The sequence below is a fragment of the Ruegeria sp. CDSC068 genome (assembly GCF_059610545.1).
This window is the reverse complement of record NZ_JBXWNV010000001.1, coordinates 39,725-58,112: the sequence shown is the minus strand read 5'-3', so window position 1 is coordinate 58,112 and position 18,388 is coordinate 39,725. Positions and strand designations below refer to the sequence as shown.

Genomic DNA, 18,388 nt, shown 5'->3' with positions numbered 1-18,388 from the left:
CGTTACTGCTGTGCGACCTGCAACTGCACTGTCAATTGCTCGCCCGCTGTCCCTATTCTGTTCCCTATTACTGGTGCAGATTGGGAATAGTCCAGACCGGTCGCGACACGTACATATCGATCGTCAGGTGAAATACCGTTTGAAACGTCAAACCCGACCCACCCCAAACCATCCAAATGCACTTCGGCCCAGGCATGGGTCGCGTCCTGTAGTTCCGTTTCGTTCATCATAAGGTAACCGGATACATAGCGTGCCGGCACTCCGATCTGCCGCGCGCAGGTAATGAAAATATGCGCGTGGTCCTGACACACGCCACAACCTGCTCTGAGAGCGTCTTCTGCGCTCCAACCCGGGTGCGAACTTCCAACCTCGTACGCGACCTGTGTTCGAATTCTTTCAGACAGGGCATGCATCTGCTCAAGTGGTTTGCCTGTTGGCAACGCGCCTACCACATCGGCGACCCCTTTCCCCGGCATTGTCTGAGGTGTGCTTCTTTTGAATAGCCACAATGGTGTCGACCCTTCATGACGCCCCAGTACGCCATGTGTGTTTTCCACCTCAACAACGCCTTCGGAGATCAACGAGATGCTTCGGGTATTTAGCTCGAAACTGATCAACTCCACCGTATTGCGGTGGTAGTCTTCAAATGTAAGCTCTTTGCGCCCGCCGGAGATCTTGGTTCTCCAACTTAAAATGCTCTGATTGCGAAATGACTTTGGCGTTTTCCTCAGCTGCTGCAGCCCGAAGGGAACCGGCGCGTCGAAATCGTATCGTGTCTCGTGTCGAATGTGCAGTTTCATTTGCTACTCATAGAACCGGTAATCGATTTCTATCTGACGGCTTAAGTTGCCGAGATCTGTCAGAAAATCCTGAATGTACTCATGCAGTCCGAGCTCGAAAATATCGGAGATTTGCTGATCCAGGTATTTCTCGTAGAGAACTTTAGACGCCTCGCACGAAGGCCCGGCAAAGCCATAGTCTTTCTGCAGGTATGACAGGTTCTCCTGAATTTTTCTGCAGCAAAAGTGCAGGCTGCGAGGCATGCGCTGATCCAAGATCAGAAACTGGGCAATATCAGACGGCCGCGTTTTCTCTCCATGAGTCATTCGATACCCGCCACCCGCACCAACAGAGCGGAGGATGCTTTCCCATTGAATATTGTCCAGTGATGAGCCCACTGAAAAGGCCGTGGGCAAAAGAACATAGTACTTAACGTCCAGAATTCGCCCGGTATTGTCGGCCCGCTCGACAAACGTACCAATACGGGTGAAGTCGAAGATGTCATTGCGCAGCATGGTTCCCAATGTGGCACCACGAACCAAAGCCGCCTGTTGGCGAATAAGTTCCAGCGTCGCAGGCAAATCACGCTCATTCACACGGCGCTTCATGATCTCATCGATCTGCATCCAAGTGGAGTTTACTGCACCCCAGACGTCATGGGTCAACGCGGTTCGAACAAGGCGCGCGTTGTCTCGTGCCTGTTTGATGACTGACTTGATCGAGGATGGATTATCAGCATCGCGCAGCACCCAATCTACCGCGTTGTCTTTTGAAACATCATCGTATTTGGCGTAGTACGCATCCAGAACGCCGGCCGTTTTCAGAACAGAGCCCCATTCCTCGGCGGAGTTCTTGGTACGGGTCAACGCCATCCGCTGACCTGTTTCAAGCAGCCTGGCCGTGTTTTCCGCCCTCTCAAGGTATCGGGACATCCAAAACAACCCACCTGCAGTTTTTCCCAGCATGGTCAGTCCTCCAGAACCCAGGTGTCTTTGGTCCCGCCACCCTGGCTTGAGTTTACGACTAGAGATCCCTTCTTAAGCGCCACGCGGGTCAAACCGCCGGGTGTGATCTTGATCCCTTCGGGTGACACCAAAACGAACGGCCTTAGGTCAACATGTCTGGGCGCAAGTCCCGAGCGCGCAAAGATCGGAACCGTCGAAAGCGACAGCGTCGGCTGAGCAATGTAGTTCCCGGGCCGCGATTTGAGCTTGTAGCGGAACGCCGCAATCTCTTTCTTGCTGGCGGTCGGTCCGATCAACATTCCATAACCGCCAGACCCGTGTACTTCTTTCACAACAAGCTCGGACAGGTTGTCCAGCACGTAGGAGAGAGACTCGGGATCACTGCAGCGCCAGGTCGGGACGTTTTGCAGCAAGGGTTTCTCACCCGTGTAGAATTCAACGATTTCAGGCATGTAGGAATAGATCGCCTTATCGTCAGCAATACCGGTCCCCGGTGCGTTGGCGATTGTGATACCTCCTGCACGGTAAACGTCCAGGATACCAGGTACGCCCAAGGCGCTATCGGCGTTGAAATTCAGGGGATCCAGAAAGTCGTCATCTACGCGGCGGTAAAGTACGTCGATGGGCTTGTAACCTCTGGTGGTACGCATGCAGACCCGCCCATCAACAACGCGTAGGTCGTGGCCTTCGACCAATTCCACAGCCATCTGATCTGCGAGGAACGCATGTTCGTAATAGGCCGAATTATAGATGCCTGGGGTTAACACCGCGACGGTTGGCTCCCCGTCGGCGCAAGTCGGCGCGCAGGCAGCAAGAGATCGTCTCAGATTGCGGGGGTAGTCTGAAACATTACGAACATTCGTCGCGCTGAAGAGCTCGGGGAACATCTTTAGCATCGTTTCCCGGTTCTCCAACATATAGCTGACCCCGGATGGTGTACGGGCGTTGTCCTCCAGAACGAAAAACTCGTCTGGTCCGGTTCGCACCAGATCGACCCCGACTATGTGCGTATAGACCTGACCGGGCGGTGAGACACCAAGCATCTGCGGCAGGAAGGCCTCGTTTCCGGCAATCATCTCTGCCGGCACGCGCCCGGCCCGGACAATTTCTTGACGGTGGTAAATGTCATGTAGGAATGCGTTGATTGCCCGCACCCGCTGTTCGATACCGCGTTCCAGCCGCTGCCATTCCCGCGCTGAAATAACTCGTGGTACGATATCAAACGGTATCAGACGTTCCTCGGCCTCGGCTTTGCCGTATACGTTAAAAGTGATGCCCGTCAGCCTAAACACTTCTTCGGCTTCGCGCTGTTTCGCCCTCAGTCGTGATGCGTCTTCCGCATTGAACCAGCGACCGATCTCTTCGTATGGACCTCTAAGTGATCCATCGCCGTTGAACATTTCATCAAAATACTCACTCATGCTCTTAGTTTTACGCATAGATCAGATTTTTCAAGTCATTCAGGCTTGGTTGGATGCTGCCTAGGGAAGGAGCGTCTAATTTTCAGGCTTATTGACGATTGTGATGGTCTAAACAACGCGGTGCTATTCGTGTTTTCAGTTGATGTCACATTCATTGAGATGCACTGAGCATTACATGGCTTTTTGCTGCAATGGAACGTCCGCTTTGGGCTCGATGCGGACCTTCGCTGCAGTACATCCGAACGACCACTCTGCGGACAAAGCTGCCGTCTGTATTTGCCCGAAGCCAAGTTATTGACTCTTGCAACTCTTGCCCAAGGCGAACATCTGGGCTGCCGAAAATGCACGAATGAATTTTTTCAAGGTTTCTTGGAGTCGCCGGAACAGCACCTCAAACTCATTAGGTGCAGGCTACCCGAACAACTAGGTCCGCCTCGCATTTGTTTCTCTTGGTGCAATTGCCTTCAGAATTTCTACCGCTCTCATAGACACACATTGGCGGTTTTGTTGACCAACCCTGCTTCGTGCTACACTCGTCTTTGCCCGTGCATTGCGAGCCCCCACAAGTTTTGGGGTGCCATTGTCTGAGCGACTGATATGTTTTTCATTCACTTGGGCAAGTTCTGCTGCGAAAAGAACATACCGCTTCTCCGTTTGTCATTTCGGTAACCCTCCGGCGTTGCTACACTCCACCGCTGTGGCTGCCGCACCGCTAGTGGCTGAAACTGCCACAGCAAGGAAGAAAATTCCTGCAAATAGTTTTGCCAAATAGCGCACCACTATTTTCCTAACGCGATCATACGCAGCAAGATAGCAAGAATGAGACCAAGAAAAAGCTCTCAAACTCATTGTCAATTGGCGCCATCAGTGGACGTTCAGCAAGACCTGGGCGATACCTGCTCCACATTAAAATAATCCAATGACCGAGTTTTCACTTTTCCGTGTGCACTCCGTTCACGCAATACTCAAATCCCAACGACTTGCCCTTTGAGGCTATATAGAATGTACAAAACTTCCTCTTGCTCCCGCTGACCAACGTCGTTTGCCTGTAGTGCGTTCACGGCGTCGTCCAATACTGCGACAAACTCGTCTCCGCTGATGTTCATGTGCCGATGCGCGGCAACCATATCCTTGCCTGCATAGATCTCAGGTCCACCAGAACCAGTAATAAAGAAGTCTCCTGCCATTTGCTTGAGGTGCTTCATATCACTTCCTGCAAATCGAGCAGAGACAACTGGGTTTTTGGAGTGATTGTCCACCAGCGTGTCAACTATTCGCCGAATACCATCCGTTCCCCCCAAACGATCATAAAGTGTCGCAGGCATTGTCTATCCCTTTTTTTGATCGGCGTTTCTCAGACGCTAGCATGGTATTCTAATTGGAGCCAAATCTATTGCATTTTGGCCACGCAATTGATCGCAGCTCACCTTGAAAAACGATGAGCGCTTTGGGCTCAATGCGGTCGTTTGCTAAATTTTCCCGAGAGACCGCATTGCGGACAAAGCAGGCGTTTCCCTGCGTCCGATAAATGACCGCTCTCCACGTTATTTAGCTTCCAGCCTCGCAACGTCCTATGGAATTTTCCGGTCCTGGAACAGGCTCCGACAAATGCCGGTAAACCTGTCAGCCAGCAGATTCTCTGGGGCGTCCATATGTGACGCAATGACAATTCGCATCGGCGGTATTGAATCTGAGAGTTTGATCGGGACAACCCGACCGCCGTCGTAGGTTTTGTTGTCGGCAGGTTTCATCGAGAGAAGCGAAACACCCAGCCCGTTTGCCACGTTACAGCGAACCGATTCAATCGACGACGATCGAAACGTGATCTTCGGTGCAATATCGAACTCGGCAAAAATGCTAAGAAAAAAGTCCCGGCTTTGAGGGGCATCAAAAAGCACGAACTCCTCTCCGTCGTTCTCTCGAATTGACACGGACGCCCTTTTTGAAAGCCTGTGGTTTGGTGGAACGATCAGATAGAGGTCTGCCGTTGCAAGAGGACGTATGCGGAACAAGGTTTCATCAATGCCCAGATCATAAAGGATCGCTAGGTCGATTTCGTTTCGGTCCAGGGCTATGATCAGGTCTTCTTGCAGAAGTTCGTCGACATCCAAAACTACACCAGGCATGTGTCTCGGGAAGACGCTGAGGATGTGCGACAGATAGAACGGTGCAATCGACTGAAAGCAGCCTAGGCGTAACGTTCCCATTCTGTGAGCAGCAATATCTGCCACCGCGACGTCCATTTTGTCGGCGTAAACCAGCATTTGTTCAGCATACCGAAGGAACTCGACACCTTGTGCCGTCAGCTCCATTCCGCGCGCGTGCAAGCGTCTAAACAACACAAGTCCCGTTTGAGTTTCCAGTTTGGCGATAGCTTGGGCAACGGCGGGCTGCGAGATGCTAACGAGCTGCGCTGCTGAAGCGATCCCACCAGTCTGCGCCACTGCTCGGAAGTAGCGGCATTGTTTGAGTGTTATTTCGACCATGACGCTTGGATAACTTTTTCCACTTTAAAGGCAACAAAAAACAATTTTATTTGTTCTTTGTGCCTCTGTATCACGTCAACAACGCAACTTGACGGCAGGAGAGACCAATGGAGCTGAAAGACATTATCGACTTAAAAGCCTTTCCGATCGGCAATACGGATTTCCGCGCAGCTTGTAAGAAAGAGTTTAACGAAACGGGTGTCTTCGTGATGCCGGGATTTGTTCAAAAGGGAGCGATTGATACAATCCGTGACGAGGGCATCGCCAACAAAGACAAGGTCTTTAAGTCAACCAAGCAACACAACGTCTACCTGACCCCAAAAGACGAAAGGTTTGCTGACGACCATGCACGCAATCGCCTCGTTACCTCATCCAAAGGATGTATTACCGATGATTTGATGCCGCAGGGCTCACCGTTGCGCCAACTCTATGACGCCCCGGTTTTCCGGAGCTTCTTGTGCGATGTCCTCGGCGAAGACGCGATGCACCAATACGCAGACCCGCTATCTTCCATCAACCTGCATTTTGCTGAAAAGGGAGAGGAGCTTGGCTGGCATTTTGACAACTCGTCCTTTGCCATCACCTTGATGGTGCAAGCGCCTGAAAAGGGTGGGAAGTTCGAATACGTTAACGCCGTTCGCGATGCAGATTTAGGCGAAATGGGATTTGAGAAAGTTAATGAAATTTTGGACGGAAAGGCACCAGTGGAAATTGTCGAGGCCGATGCCGGTACACTGGTCTTCTTCCGGGGCCGCAACTCGATTCACCGGGTGGCACCGAATGAAGGTGATCTAACGCGCATTCTCGCAGTGCTTGCTTATAATGCCGAACCCGGTATCGAACTTTCTGAAGCCGCCCGAATGACCTTTTATGGTCGATTGAGCTAAAAGTAGCTCACCGCGATCGCCTCGCCCCGCAATGTAGAAAATACGAGAGCGACCTGAAAGCTGACATTGCTGCCACGCGCAGCATCAAGTAGTTTGGACTTGAAACGGTCATTCGCCGCAGAACGCCCCTGGGTCTGCTTTGGGCTCGTCGAAACGGCAGGTGCGAATTCTCGACGCGGTTGTTGAGCCACCTTCCCGTCTGTTGTTTTTCGGACCCGCCCATTTCTCTGAGCGCAGCTTTGTAGGAAGCGAAACGATCCGTCACGATCTCTCTACACAGCCATGGCGCTTCATCAATTTTTTGAGGAATTTCAATGCCGCTTGCTCGTTTCGGCGTTTGGTGACAACTGCTTCCAGCACCTCACCCTCGTGATCGATTGCACGCCAGAGATAGTGGTGTTTGCCGTTCACCTTCACAAAAACCTCGTCCACATGCCACTTCCATTTTGAAAAGGCTCGAAGTTGTTGCACCCGCTTTCTTCGGATCTCAGCAGCAAACATCGGGCCGACCCTGTTCCATCAAAATCGAACAGTCTCGTGGCTCGCCTCAATTCCCCTTTCGTGCAGCAGGTCTTCCACGTTTCGAAGCGACAATGGGAACCGAACGTACAGCATGACTGCCAGAGGAATGACCTCTGGACTGGTCTTGAAGTATTTGAATGGCGATTGTTTGATCATGCGCGAAGGCTACGAAGGCACCCTGCCCGCCTCAACCCAAGTTCTTCTGACAACAACTATTTTCACACAAACCTGTTCACGTAGTTTTCCAGAATTTCCTGGCGACCGGACTTTGGTGCCGGGTTAATATCCTCATCTATGACCCGGTCGTATACTTGCTCCAGACTGCTTTCCAACATTGAGGCCGCCTTTGGAGTGTTCCAACCAGAATACCTATCCAAAAGAGCGGCATCCATGCCACCATCTTCAATCATTGCCGCGGCAGCTTTCAAACCGCGTGCACATATGTCCATTCCACCGATATGAGCTGCCACAAGATCGACGGCGTCAATCGATTGTCGGCGAATTTTGGCGTCGAAATTAGTGCCGCCGGTGGTAAAACCACCCGCCTTCAAGATGTAATAGTAAGCTAAGGCAACTTCCGGTGTATTGTTCGGGAACTGGTCTGTATCCCATCCAGACTGGTAGTCGTTGCGGTTCATATCAATCGAACCCAGCATCCCTTCGGCAGCCGCGACTGCAATTTCATGCTCAAAACTATGCCCGGCAAGGATCGCATGGCCCTGCTCGAGATTCAGTTTCACTTCGTTCTCCAACCCGTACTTCCTGAGAAATCCGATGCAAGTAGCTGCGTCATAGTCGTATTGGTGCTTGGAAGGCTCCTGAGGTTTCGGTTCTACAAGAATGGTACCTTTGAACCCGATTTTGTGTTTGTACTCTACGACCATGTTTAAAAATCTGCCCATGTGGTCCAGTTCGGTTTTCAGATCCGTGTTCAGCAGGGTCTCATAGCCTTCACGTCCGCCCCAAAGAACATAGTTTTCGCCGCCAAGCTTGTGGGTCGCGTCTATACAGGATTTTACTGTCGCTGCGGCGTATGCAAAAACGTCAGGGTCTGGATTAGTACTGGCGCCAGACATCCAGCGACGATGGCTGAACATATTGGCCGTTCCCCAAAGAAGCTTGGTGCCTGAAACCTGCATCTTTTCACCAATGTAATCGGTGATCTCTTCCAAGGCATTGAGGTTTTTAGCAAAGTTGCCCTGCTCGGGACGGATGTCAGCGTCGTGCCAGCAAAAATAGGGTTGGCCCAAAAGTTCAAACATCTCAAAAGCGATATCGGCCTTCATGCGGGCCCGTCCCATGTCGTCCTGCGGATGCCATGGGCGCTCCAGGGTGGGTCCTCCAAAGGGATCTCCCCCTTCCCATGCGAAGGAATGCCACCAGGCCACTGCAAACCTCAGATGGTCTTCCATGCGTTTACCCAAAATCACTTCATCGGGGTTGTAATGCCGGAAGGCCATTGGGCTTTGACTATCCACGCCCTCATATTGGATCCGTTCGATCCCATTGAAAAATCCGCTTGTCATACCTGACCCTATTCTGCTTTTTGCGTTGGCTGTTTGCCGAGAATAATCATCGACAAAAGATCGTCATCAGTGACGTCTGCGATATCGACCGTGCCAACCAGTTTTCCGTTCTTCATGACCGAGGCGCGGTCGCACAGTTCCATGACGGCATGCACGTCGTGATCGATCAGGAATATCCCAATGCCTTGCGCCTTTAGCTGGTGGATCAAATCCGCCACCATCTGAGTTTCATGCGGCCCAAGCGCTGCTGTCGGCTCGTCCATAATCAGAATACGAGCGTTGAAGTAGACGGCCCGAGCGATCGCCACAGACTGTCTTTGCCCCCCGGACAAGGCAGAGACCGGGTCGTTGAACTTCTGAAAGTTCGGGTTGAGCTGCGCCATGATCTTTCGGCACTCGGCCTCCATGGCTGCGTCGTTAACCAAACCAAAAGGCGTCGTCATCTCGCGCCCCAGGAACAGGTTTGATGTCGCGTCCAGATTGTCGGCCAAGGCGAGCGTCTGATATATCGTTTCGATATTGTTTGCCCGGGCGTCACGGGGATTGCCAATCTCGACCGGCTTGCCATCGATCAGGATCTCGCCGTGGTCCATCTGATAGGCACCGGACAATACCTTGATCAACGTGGACTTTCCGGCCCCGTTATGGCCAAGTAGACCAACGACTTCACCCGGATAGAGATCGACCGACACATGGTCGACGGCCTTGACCCCACCAAAGGAAATCGAGATGTCGCGCATCTCGACCAATGGCGGCGCGCCTGAACCGCCCCCTGTGCCGGAAGGTTTTTTCTGCATATCCTGTGCTTGCATCACTTGGCCCCCAGTCGCTTGCGGTAAACGATGTCGATATAGACGGCCAACACGAGGACGCTGCCGACGACGATGTTCTGAAACGGCGCGTCAACGCCAACCATTGCCATGCCCGATTGCAGCGCCTGCATGATCAATGCACCAAGGATCGCGCCATAGATGGTACCGATGCCGCCCGACAATGCGGTTCCTCCGATCACTGCAGCGGCGATGACGCGCAGTTCGTCCAGCGTTCCAATGTCGTTTGAGTGGTTTGCAAGGCGCGCCGAGGCGACCACAGCAGAAACGGCGCACAGAAAGCCCATAAGCGCAAAAATCTTCACGGTCAGCAGCCGAGTATTGATGCCAGAAAGCTCTGCCGCATCAGGGTTTCCGCCGGTGGCAAAGATGTAGCGTCCAAACCGGGTTTTACGCGCCACGATTGTCAGCGAGACAGCCACGATAATCAGAATGAGGACAGAAATCGGTATGCCGTATCCTACAACCAGCCCCTCTGGCATTGTCTCGCCGCGCGCTTCGAACATACGTTGCAGACGGCGCGTAGGAATAGCGTAGCTGTTTACGATGTAAACGTACCCAAGGATAGCAAATGCGATTATCCCAGCCAGAGTGGCCTCGGCCCAAACAGGTTTCACAGGGAACCCATGTGACGCTTTTGCGCGGCGACCACTCCACAACGCCCAGATCGCGATCGCGGTAGCGAACAACCCAAACAGCCAGCTTGTCGACGTGCCCAGTGTTCCGTTGGTCCCGCCAAACATCAGGAATGTACTATCCAGAGGACCAATCGTCTGGCCGCTCGTCAAATACCACGCCACGTTTCTCCAAACCAGAAATCCACCAAGCGTGACGATGAACGCTGGTATCGTCAGATACCCGACCATCCAGCCATGAAACGCACCAATCAATGTGCCGACAAACAGCCCAACAACAATTGTGATCGCCCAGGTTGCCGGATTGTTCAAACCCATCCCAAGTATTTGCGGCAAAAGCTCGGTTTGCGTCATTGCCATCACGGCCGAGGTTGTTGCCAGCAGCGCTCCTACCGACAAGTCGATGTGGCGAGTGACGATAATGAACACCATTCCGCACGCCATAATGGCCACTGAAACCGTCTGGATGGAGAGGTTGAACAGGTTCCGAGGCGTCAAGAACCGTCCATCCGTGAAGATGTTGAACCCGATACACAGGATGACAAATGCGCCGATCATTCCCAAAAGCCGCATATCCAGTTCCAATTGATGGAACAGGCTGGGTTTCGCTTTTTCAGGTACCGGCTGAGACGAAGTTTCGGTCATTTCCGATCTTTCATATTCAGCAATGGTCCCCGGCCCAGACAGAGCCAGGGACTTTGAAGATTAGTTACAAGGAGCAGGTCCGTTTTCAACGCCTTGGCACAGATCTTCCAATGGGATCCATCCGGCGTCCACAACGACGGACAGGTTGTCCTTGGTGATCGGAACCGGCGCAAGGAAGACCGAATTCATCGCGGTGCCACCTGGTGATGTCCAGCTTGTTGCGCCTTCGACGTCAGCCGGGCTTGTTCCACCGCTCAGTGCGACAGCGATTTCGCCAGCGGCCTTTCCGAGTTCACGGGCATCCTTCCATACCGAAACTGTCTGAGTTCCCAGCGCAACTCGGTTCAGGGCCGCATGGTCGCCGTCCTGACCGGACACCGGAATGCCTTCCATACCCTGTGCAGTCAGCGCAGCAACAACGCCGCCTGCTGTCCCGTCGTTCGAAGCAACAACTGCATCCACGTTGTTCTCATTCGCGGTCAAAATCTGTTCCATATTTCGCTGCGCGTTCGCGGGCAGCCAACCATCCGTATAGGCTTCACCAACGATTACGATGTCACCGCTGTCTACTGCGGCTCCGATGATCTCTTGTTGACCACCCCGCAGGAAATCTGCGTTCGGATCAGTAGGAGAGCCTTTGATCATCACGTAGTTGCCTTTGGGCATGGCCTCAAAGACAGCTCGGGCCTGCATTCTGCCGACTTCCACATTGTCGAAGGTCAAATAGAACGCTCGGTCGTCCTCAATCAGGCGATCATAAGCAATGACTGGAATACCTTCGTCCGCCGCTGCCTGAACAGCCGGTCCGATGGCCTGCGCGTCCTGCGCGAGAATGATAAGCGCGTCCACACCTTGGGCGATCAGGCTTTCAATGTCCGATAACTGCTTTGCGGAAGACGATTGCGCGTCTGCCGAAATGTACTCGGCGCCGCCTGCTTCAAGCGCCGACTTAATTGCCGCCTCGTCCGTTTTCCAACGCTCTTCCTGAAAGTTCGACCAGCTTACGCCAACCACTGGCTCTGCGAATGCGGTCGAAGCCAACAAAGTGGCCACAGCCGAAAAGCTGAGAATTTTTTTCATGATTTCCTCCCATTTGCCGAGCCATCGCATTTCGATTCGCGGCTCTCACAAATTTGAATACCATATTTATTTCAGTCGGTAAAATATTTAGCCTACAAGACACCATTAAATTCACTTAAGTTGGTTCCAGAGTAAGATTCGAGAGGGCAAGATGCTGAAAAGCAAAGCGTCTGTGGTTTCTTTAGACCAAAGAAACGCAACCCGCTTGCGGGTGTTGGAACAGATCAGAAGCAAGGGATCCGTATCACGGATTGATATCGCGTCCGCCTTGGAAACCAGTCCTGCCACGATCACCTCAGCAACGGCTGATTTGATCTCGGCAGGGCTGATCAAAGAGATTGAAGGCGAAGCACAGTCAAAGTCGGGAAAAAGGGGGCGACCCAGAGTTTTGCTGCAATTGGACGGCCAGTCGTTCCTTGTCGCGGGCCTGAAGGTTGCACGCCAAATGATCTCGGTCATTCTCGTGGATTTTGAAGGGAACGAGGTGACGTCGCACAAGGCCCAGCTTGAAGACGCCCGAATGTCGCCGGCAAACCTTATATCGACTATCCGCTTGGCCCTTGAAGACACATGCCAACAGGTCGGTCTTTCAATCGAACACTTGGCTGGCATTTCAATCGGATTGGCTGGGCAGATTGATGCAGCTAGAAACTTTGTCCACTGGTCGTCTTCGGTGACCGAAAGAAACATTGATTTCAACCCTTTAATTGCGAAAGAGCTCCCCTGCCCTGCCTTCGTGGAAAACGACGCCAACCTCGTCGCAAAAGCCGAACAGCTTTTTGGGCTAGGCAAAGGGCTAAAGAACTTTCTTGTTGTCACGATCGAACATGGTGTTGGCCTCGGTATCGTTTTGGACGGTAGGCTCTACCGCGGGAAAAGAGGCTGTGGGGCTGAGTTTGGGCATACCAAAGTGCAACTCGACGGCGCTCTGTGCCAATGCGGTCAACGGGGGTGCTTGGAAGCCTATGTTGGGGACTACGCCTTGATCCGAGAAATGACTGTCACAGGTCACGCCGACGACATGCAAACGGTCTCGGACATCCACACTCGCGCCAATTCCGGTGATGACAGAGCCACCTCGGTGCTTGCGCGTGCGGGGCAGATGTTTGGTCTTGGAGTGTCCAATCTGATCAATCTGTTCGATCCCCAATGCATCATTGTGTCAGGTGCGCAAATGAGCTTTGAACACCTCTGCTCGGCCGAGGTTATGACGCGCATTCAAAATGGTGTTGTGAATGTCGACGCACCCTTGCCTGAAATCAAAGTGCATCACTGGGGCGATCTGATGTGGGCCAAAGGTGCTGCCGCGTATGGGATCGAACAGGTCTCGATCCAGAAGGTAAAGGGGCTTGCGGCGAATGCGTCCTGAATTTGCGGCATTACTCGTTCTTGCCACAGCTGCCGATGCCGATTCACAGCTTCAATTCAAAAGCATCGACGTGCCCGTTCATATTTACGATGGCGGTTGGGAGCACTTTGTTGGCGGCGGAGTAGCGGTTTTTGATTGTAACGGAGACACATTACCCGAATTGTTCGTCGCGGGCGGGTCCAATCGATCTCAGCTGTTCAAAAACACCTCTGAGGGCGAGGTTTCTTTTCTTATTGAGACACCGGATCAGCTGTCCTTAACCGGAGTAACCGGCGCCTACCCATTGGACGTTGACGGCGATGGTTTGATGGATCTGGCCATATTGCGTGTGGGCGATGATGTCCTGCTTCAAGGTCAGTCGGATTGTCAGTTCCGTCCCTTCGATAACATCAAGTTCCAAACCGTGGATCACTGGACCACTGGATTTTCGGCCACATGGGAAGACGACCAATCCTTGCCAACATTGGCATTTGGAACTTACGTGGATCGCTTCGACCCGGAAGGCCCGTTTGAATCTTGCGACCCAACCCTACTCTACCGCCCGAACGGGGGCAGCTATGGCAAACCCCAGCAACTAGAACCTAGCTTCTGCTCGCTTTCCATTCTGTTTTCCGACTGGGCACGATCCGGACGCGCAGACCTTCGTGTCAGCAATGACCGCCACTATTACGTGCGCAATGGGCAAGAACAGCTATGGGCGATGGAGCCTGAGCCGCGATTATACTCGACCGAAGACGGATGGCTGCCCTATTCGATCTGGGGAATGGGTATTGCCTCTCGCGATCTGACCGGAGATGGCTTTCCCGAGGTCTATCTGACCTCGATGGGCGACCAGAAACTTCAGGTGTTTGACCCGGATACCAACGGCCCGACGTGGCGCGATGCAACTTACGAAAAAGGCACAACCGCACACAGACCGCATGTCGGTAACGACGGAAGGCCGTCGACCGGCTGGCACGCACAGTTTGGAGACGTCAACAATGACGGCCGAGACGACATCTTCGTGACCAAAGGCAATGTCGAGCAAATGCCGGATGCTGCACTGAACGATCCAAATAACCTGTTGGTTCAGCGCTCGGAAGGTCAGTTTATCGAAGCCTCGGCAGAGGCTGGTGTTGCTTCGATGGCGAAGTCACGCGGTGCAGCGCTTGCAGATCTGAACAACGATGGGTGGCTCGATCTGGTGGTCGTAAACCGTGGATCAATACTTGAGGTCAGTCAAAATATCTCAACAGGCGGCAATTGGCTGTTGGTTGATGTTGCTCAGGACAAATCCAACCAGGCAGCGGTCGGTGGATTTGTCGAGGTTCAAACCGCGCAAGGTTTGCAAACCCGAGAAATAACCATTGGCGGCGGACATGCTGGTGGTGTGACTGGATATCAACATTTCGGTTTGGGGGACGAAACCCAAGTACAGCTTCGGGTAGTCTGGCCGGATGGAGAGGCCAGCACATGGCAGGACGTGGCACCGAACCAGATTGTTCAAATGCGTCGGTGACTATTGATCTACCGGCAGACCGCTTGGAATTTGGGCAGGCACACCCAGCCTCTGCGCCGGATCCTCAAGGCTTGCCAGAAAACTTAAAAGAGCGTCGACCTCGTGATCCGTAAGAGTAATTTTCGACAAGCTGTTGCTGTTGGCAATGGCATCCAGATGTTGCTGCTCCAGCAAGGGAGTTTCGTCTTCAGAGCCCGGGAAATCTGGCAACAAAGCCATCTCCACCGTGTAGTTTCGCAAGGATGTAACCGGGTCCAGATGGTGGCGCACGATATCTTCGAGTCGCGCAAATGCTCCGTTGTGCCCATACGGCGCGGTCAGCGTTACATTGCGTAGAGATGGCGTGCGAAATGTGAACGCATCTTCGGCACGACCTGTAACACGAAGTCGCCCATCATCGCGAACATGACTCTCAAACCGCGCGGCCTTTCCAGGCCCGATTTGCGGCAAACCGATCGAATGAAACTTGTGATCCGTCTGGAACCAGCCCGCGTGGCAACTGCTGCACCCCGCCTTGCCGAAAAACAGGTGCATGCCGAATTCGGCGTTTTTAGATAGTGCGTCTTCGCCTCGCATCGCGCGATCAAAGGGGCTGTTGTCGGCGCGCCATTCGAATGCGATGAAATCTGCGATCACGTTTGCAATGGCCGTGAATGAGATCTCACTACCCGGCGTAATGGCATCAAAGCGCTGCTTGTATTCTGGGATGGCGGCAACACGAGCCGCAATCAGGTCCCACGCTCCACCTTGTTGTGTCAATAGCCCCAATCGAACCGCTTCGCTGACGTCATTTTCGGAGTAATGACCGGCCATTTCGTCTGGTGAAAGCACCGGGAACATCACCTGTGCCGCCAATGCCGATTGAAAACCGGACCGCATATGTGTCCCCAAAGGAGTTCTGATCCCGTTTGGTTGCGTTGGATCGGCTTCAAGACGCCCATCATGGAAAAACGTCGCGAACTCCGTCGCACCAAGATTCCAAAGCGCCGGTGAGTTTCGAGGGATACGTTGCTCCGGCGTATTCTGAGTATCCAGCGTGCGTTCAGTACCCAAGCCGATCCCGCCTTCCCCGATGCCGAGCGAAAGGCCGTCCGACGTGCCAAGCCTAGGGTGATGACAGGTCGCACAACTGATGTTCTTGTTGCCGGACAAAACCGGATCGTAGAAAAGCAACTGTCCCAATTCAACGCGGTGGAAATCAGGCTCAAGGAAAGTCGGAGGTGGTCCAAGTTCCTGAGCATTGGCGCTGGTGCCAGCAATCAAAAAGCTGATGATGGGAATGAATAGCCTAACTCCCATTGCCACCTTCCGTGATCTCGAGCGAGAGTTCATGCCGGTACGGTTTTTCGGGCGTGCAAATGACCGAGGGAAACGAAGGTATGTTGGGCGCGTTCGGGCATCCCGATGGCTCGATGCACGAACCAGATGAACCGCGTAGTGGCTTCGCCATATGGGCACCCGAATAAACCTGTGCTCCGGGTTGGTCAGCATAAGCGGCCAGAAAAAGAGCGGACGACGCGGTGAATTTCGTGACCGGATCTGTCGGGTCACGGGCTTGATCAAAGCAGAAATAGTGGTCGATCGGCATCGGAACATGCCCGATCGATCTAGGTGTAGAGAAATCCAATTCGCTGTCCTTGGTCGAACATAGCCCGCCGGACGGAACTCCTTGTTCGTCAATTTCTGAGTACCGCTCTGAGGCGAGTTCCAGCTCGTGTGCGTCAACACCCTTTGCGCTGCCCAAAGTATAGTAGTTGTGTTGTGTAAGATTGATCGGTTTAGGCCGGTCAGAATGATCTTGAAGTGTGTAGGTCAACCATGGGTTCCGTAGCGTGACACTGACCCCGAACCGGACGTTCCCTAGAAAGCTGCTTTCCCCGTCGCGTGAAAGGTAACGCAATACCACTTCGTTTGGTGCGGTCTGCTCAAGGTTCCAGAATTGTTTGGAAAGCCCCTCTGCTCCCCCATGTAGAGTGTTTTCACTTTCATTGGCGTTAAGTTCAAAACCAGCGCCTTGCAACTCGAACCGCGCGCCGCCGATCCGGTTCGCAACACGGCCAACGGTTGCGCCCATAAAGGTTTTATCGGTGAAGTATTTAATTAGGTCATTGAACCCCAAAAAAAGCCGCACGTCCTTGTACCACCAACCTTGAGTGAATGCCCCATTGTTCAGCACCGAGGCTCGCATGTCCCCATCAGTCAGCATAACCGTTTCGAACCGAGAAGGTTTTCCAACTTCAGCCATCATCCACCCGCCAAGGGCGCCAGCGCCTTATAGTACTGCCGATATTGTCCGAATTCCCTTTCATAGGGTTCGACCAGATCCTTGCGTGGGTCGATGCTTTCCTGAATTTTAGGCGGCTTCATAATGTCGCCGGGCTTTGCATTGTTAGCGGCACAGATCGCAAGTCGCGCAGCGCCCATGGCCGCGCCGAATTCGCTGCCTTTTGGAACATCCAAAGGCACTTGCAATACCGTAGCAAGTGTTTCCAACCAAAACCTGGATCTTGCACCTCCTCCAACAGCCATCAAGTTGGTCGGCGAGGTCCCTGTGCTTTTCAAGGCTTCGAGACAGTCACGCATTGCAAAGGCAACGCCCTCCATCACAGATTGGGTCAGATCGGCGGGGCCCGATGCGACGTCGACACCCAAGAATGCTGCTCGAATGCGACTGTCGTTATGCGGCGTTCGCTCGCCTGAAAGATACGGCAGGAACGTAATCGAAGAAGGTCTGGCAATGCTATCAGGTACCATCGACGCCAGTTTTTCCACAGGTTGGCCGAGATTGCTTGAAAGCCAATTCATACTGTTTGTTGCCGAGAGTATGACCCCCATTTGTATCCACATTTCGGGAACAGCATGGCAAAAGCAGTGCACTGCAGTTTCAGGCGCCGGGCCATATGCATCCCGAGCAACAAGAAGAACTCCGGACGTTCCCAACGACACGAAACCCGCACCGTCCTTTACGCTCCCGATACCGCAAGCCGCCGCTGCGTTGTCGCCTGCGCCACCCGCCACGACAACAGGACCAGAAAGGCCCCATGCATGCCGCAGCTCGGTTTTCAGTTCACCAGCCGGCTCATTCCCTTCGACAAGACGCGGCATCTGTGCGGCCTGCATGTGACCCAAACCCAGCGCCGTTTCAGACCACTGCCGTTTGTCAACATCCAACCAGGATGTTCCGGCACTGTCTGACATGTCCGAGATGTATTCACCTGTCAGCCAAAACCGAAGATAGTCTTTCGGCAATAATACTTTGGCTGTTTTTGAGAAAACCTCGGGCTCGTGCGACCGCACCCATTCCAGTTTCGGCGCTGTGAAACCCGGGAAAACAATGTTCCCGGAAATGGTCCGCATCTGTGGAGACTGATCGAGTGTTTTTGCCTCGTTTGCAGATCGTGTGTCATTCCATAGAATGCAGGGCCTTAGAGTTTCACCTTCGGCATCCAACAAGGTGGCACCATGCATGTGCCCGCTCAGACCAATTCCGCGCAGTTTTGCGAATGCCGATGCGTTGTCTGACCGGAGCTTCGCAATAACCTTTGTGCACGCGTTAATCCAATCTGACGGATTCTGCTCGGACCAACCGGGTTTTGGCGTCGATGTGGAAATGCCAGCTTCTGCGTCGCTGACGACGAGACCGGCGTCATCAATCAGAATTCCTCTGAGACCCGACGTTCCCAAATCCAATCCAAGATACATTCGGCGTCACCCTTTGATGTTTTATTTTAATTGGTAAAATTA

15 protein-coding genes and 1 pseudogene are annotated in these 18,388 nt (G+C 53.1%); 3 read left to right on the top strand and 13 right to left on the bottom strand.

The features are described 5' to 3' along the window. Positions 1-2: 2 nt before the first annotated feature. The 5 genes from AC2FID_RS00245 to AC2FID_RS00225 all read right to left on the bottom strand — a co-directional run bounded on the left by AC2FID_RS00245 (position 3) and on the right by AC2FID_RS00225 (position 5,652). Complete coding sequence (locus AC2FID_RS00245) at positions 3-800, bottom strand: transglutaminase family protein (RefSeq protein WP_282121409.1); 798 nt, start codon at positions 798-800, stop codon at positions 3-5. Positions 801-803: 3 nt separating this feature from the next. Beyond that, positions 804-1,745, bottom strand: coding sequence for an alpha-E domain-containing protein (locus tag AC2FID_RS00240; protein WP_496834784.1), 942 nt, complete (start codon positions 1,743-1,745; stop codon positions 804-806). 2 nt (positions 1,746-1,747) lie between these two features. After that, positions 1,748-3,166, bottom strand: a complete 1,419-nt coding sequence (locus AC2FID_RS00235) for a circularly permuted type 2 ATP-grasp protein (protein ID WP_496700114.1) — start codon at positions 3,164-3,166, stop codon at positions 1,748-1,750. A 965-nt stretch (positions 3,167-4,131) separates the two neighbouring features. Next, complete coding sequence (locus tag AC2FID_RS00230) at positions 4,132-4,491, bottom strand: group I truncated hemoglobin (protein WP_282121406.1); 360 nt, start codon at positions 4,489-4,491, stop codon at positions 4,132-4,134. Between the two features lie 246 nt (positions 4,492-4,737). Beyond that, positions 4,738-5,652: a LysR family transcriptional regulator gene (locus tag AC2FID_RS00225; protein ID WP_496834853.1), complete on the bottom strand. Its 915-nt coding sequence runs from the start codon at positions 5,650-5,652 to the stop codon at positions 4,738-4,740. A 107-nt stretch (positions 5,653-5,759) separates the two neighbouring features. Here AC2FID_RS00225 and AC2FID_RS00220 point away from each other — a divergent pair, with 107 nt between their 5' ends. Then, positions 5,760-6,539: a HalD/BesD family halogenase gene (locus tag AC2FID_RS00220; protein WP_496834851.1), complete on the top strand. Its 780-nt coding sequence runs from the start codon at positions 5,760-5,762 to the stop codon at positions 6,537-6,539. A 7-nt stretch (positions 6,540-6,546) separates the two neighbouring features. Here AC2FID_RS00220 and AC2FID_RS00215 read toward each other — a convergent pair. The 5 genes and pseudogenes from AC2FID_RS00215 to xylF all read right to left on the bottom strand — a co-directional run bounded on the left by AC2FID_RS00215 (position 6,547) and on the right by xylF (position 11,777). Then, a pseudogene (locus tag AC2FID_RS00215) lies at positions 6,547-7,217 on the bottom strand (IS6 family transposase). Positions 7,218-7,279: 62 nt separating this feature from the next. Beyond that, complete coding sequence (xylA, locus tag AC2FID_RS00210; protein WP_282168705.1) at positions 7,280-8,587, bottom strand: xylose isomerase; 1,308 nt, start codon at positions 8,585-8,587, stop codon at positions 7,280-7,282. An 8-nt stretch (positions 8,588-8,595) separates the two neighbouring features. Next, the gene (locus AC2FID_RS00205; RefSeq protein ID WP_186437488.1) at positions 8,596-9,399 is read right to left on the bottom strand and encodes an ATP-binding cassette domain-containing protein; all 804 of its coding nucleotides are present in this window, start codon (positions 9,397-9,399) and stop codon (positions 8,596-8,598) included. Further along, positions 9,399-10,697 carry a sugar ABC transporter permease gene (locus AC2FID_RS00200; RefSeq protein WP_496834849.1) on the bottom strand — a complete coding sequence of 433 codons (1,299 nt, stop codon included), beginning with the start codon at positions 10,695-10,697 and terminating at the stop codon, positions 9,399-9,401. The genes AC2FID_RS00205 and AC2FID_RS00200 overlap by 1 nt, the downstream gene beginning before the upstream one ends. A 60-nt stretch (positions 10,698-10,757) precedes the next feature. Further along, positions 10,758-11,777, bottom strand: a complete 1,020-nt coding sequence (xylF, locus tag AC2FID_RS00195) for a D-xylose ABC transporter substrate-binding protein (protein ID WP_282168707.1) — start codon at positions 11,775-11,777, stop codon at positions 10,758-10,760. A 151-nt stretch (positions 11,778-11,928) separates the two neighbouring features. Here xylF and AC2FID_RS00190 point away from each other — a divergent pair, with 151 nt between their 5' ends. Further along, positions 11,929-13,146, top strand: coding sequence for an ROK family protein (locus tag AC2FID_RS00190; protein ID WP_496834846.1), 1,218 nt, complete (start codon positions 11,929-11,931; stop codon positions 13,144-13,146). Next, entirely contained in the window at positions 13,136-14,644 is a 1,509-nt protein-coding gene (locus AC2FID_RS00185; RefSeq protein WP_496834844.1) for a CRTAC1 family protein, read from the top strand. Before AC2FID_RS00190 ends, AC2FID_RS00185 begins: the two co-directional genes overlap by 11 nt. On the opposite strand, the gene AC2FID_RS00180 is transcribed toward AC2FID_RS00185, so the two are convergent. Genes AC2FID_RS00180 through xylB form a run of 3 tightly spaced genes read right to left on the bottom strand, consistent with a single transcriptional unit; the run spans position 14,645 to position 18,346 of the window. Further along, positions 14,645-15,943, bottom strand: a complete 1,299-nt coding sequence (locus AC2FID_RS00180; RefSeq protein ID WP_496834842.1) for a cytochrome-c peroxidase — start codon at positions 15,941-15,943, stop codon at positions 14,645-14,647. Beyond that, the gene (locus AC2FID_RS00175) at positions 15,933-16,889 is read right to left on the bottom strand and encodes an aldose epimerase family protein (RefSeq protein WP_496834840.1); all 957 of its coding nucleotides are present in this window, start codon (positions 16,887-16,889) and stop codon (positions 15,933-15,935) included. Before AC2FID_RS00175 ends, AC2FID_RS00180 begins: the two co-directional genes overlap by 11 nt. Next, a complete protein-coding gene (xylB, locus tag AC2FID_RS00170; RefSeq protein WP_496700088.1) occupies positions 16,889-18,346 on the bottom strand; it encodes a xylulokinase in 1,458 nt (485 codons plus the stop codon). The genes AC2FID_RS00175 and xylB overlap by 1 nt, the downstream gene beginning before the upstream one ends. Positions 18,347-18,388 lie beyond the last annotated feature (42 nt).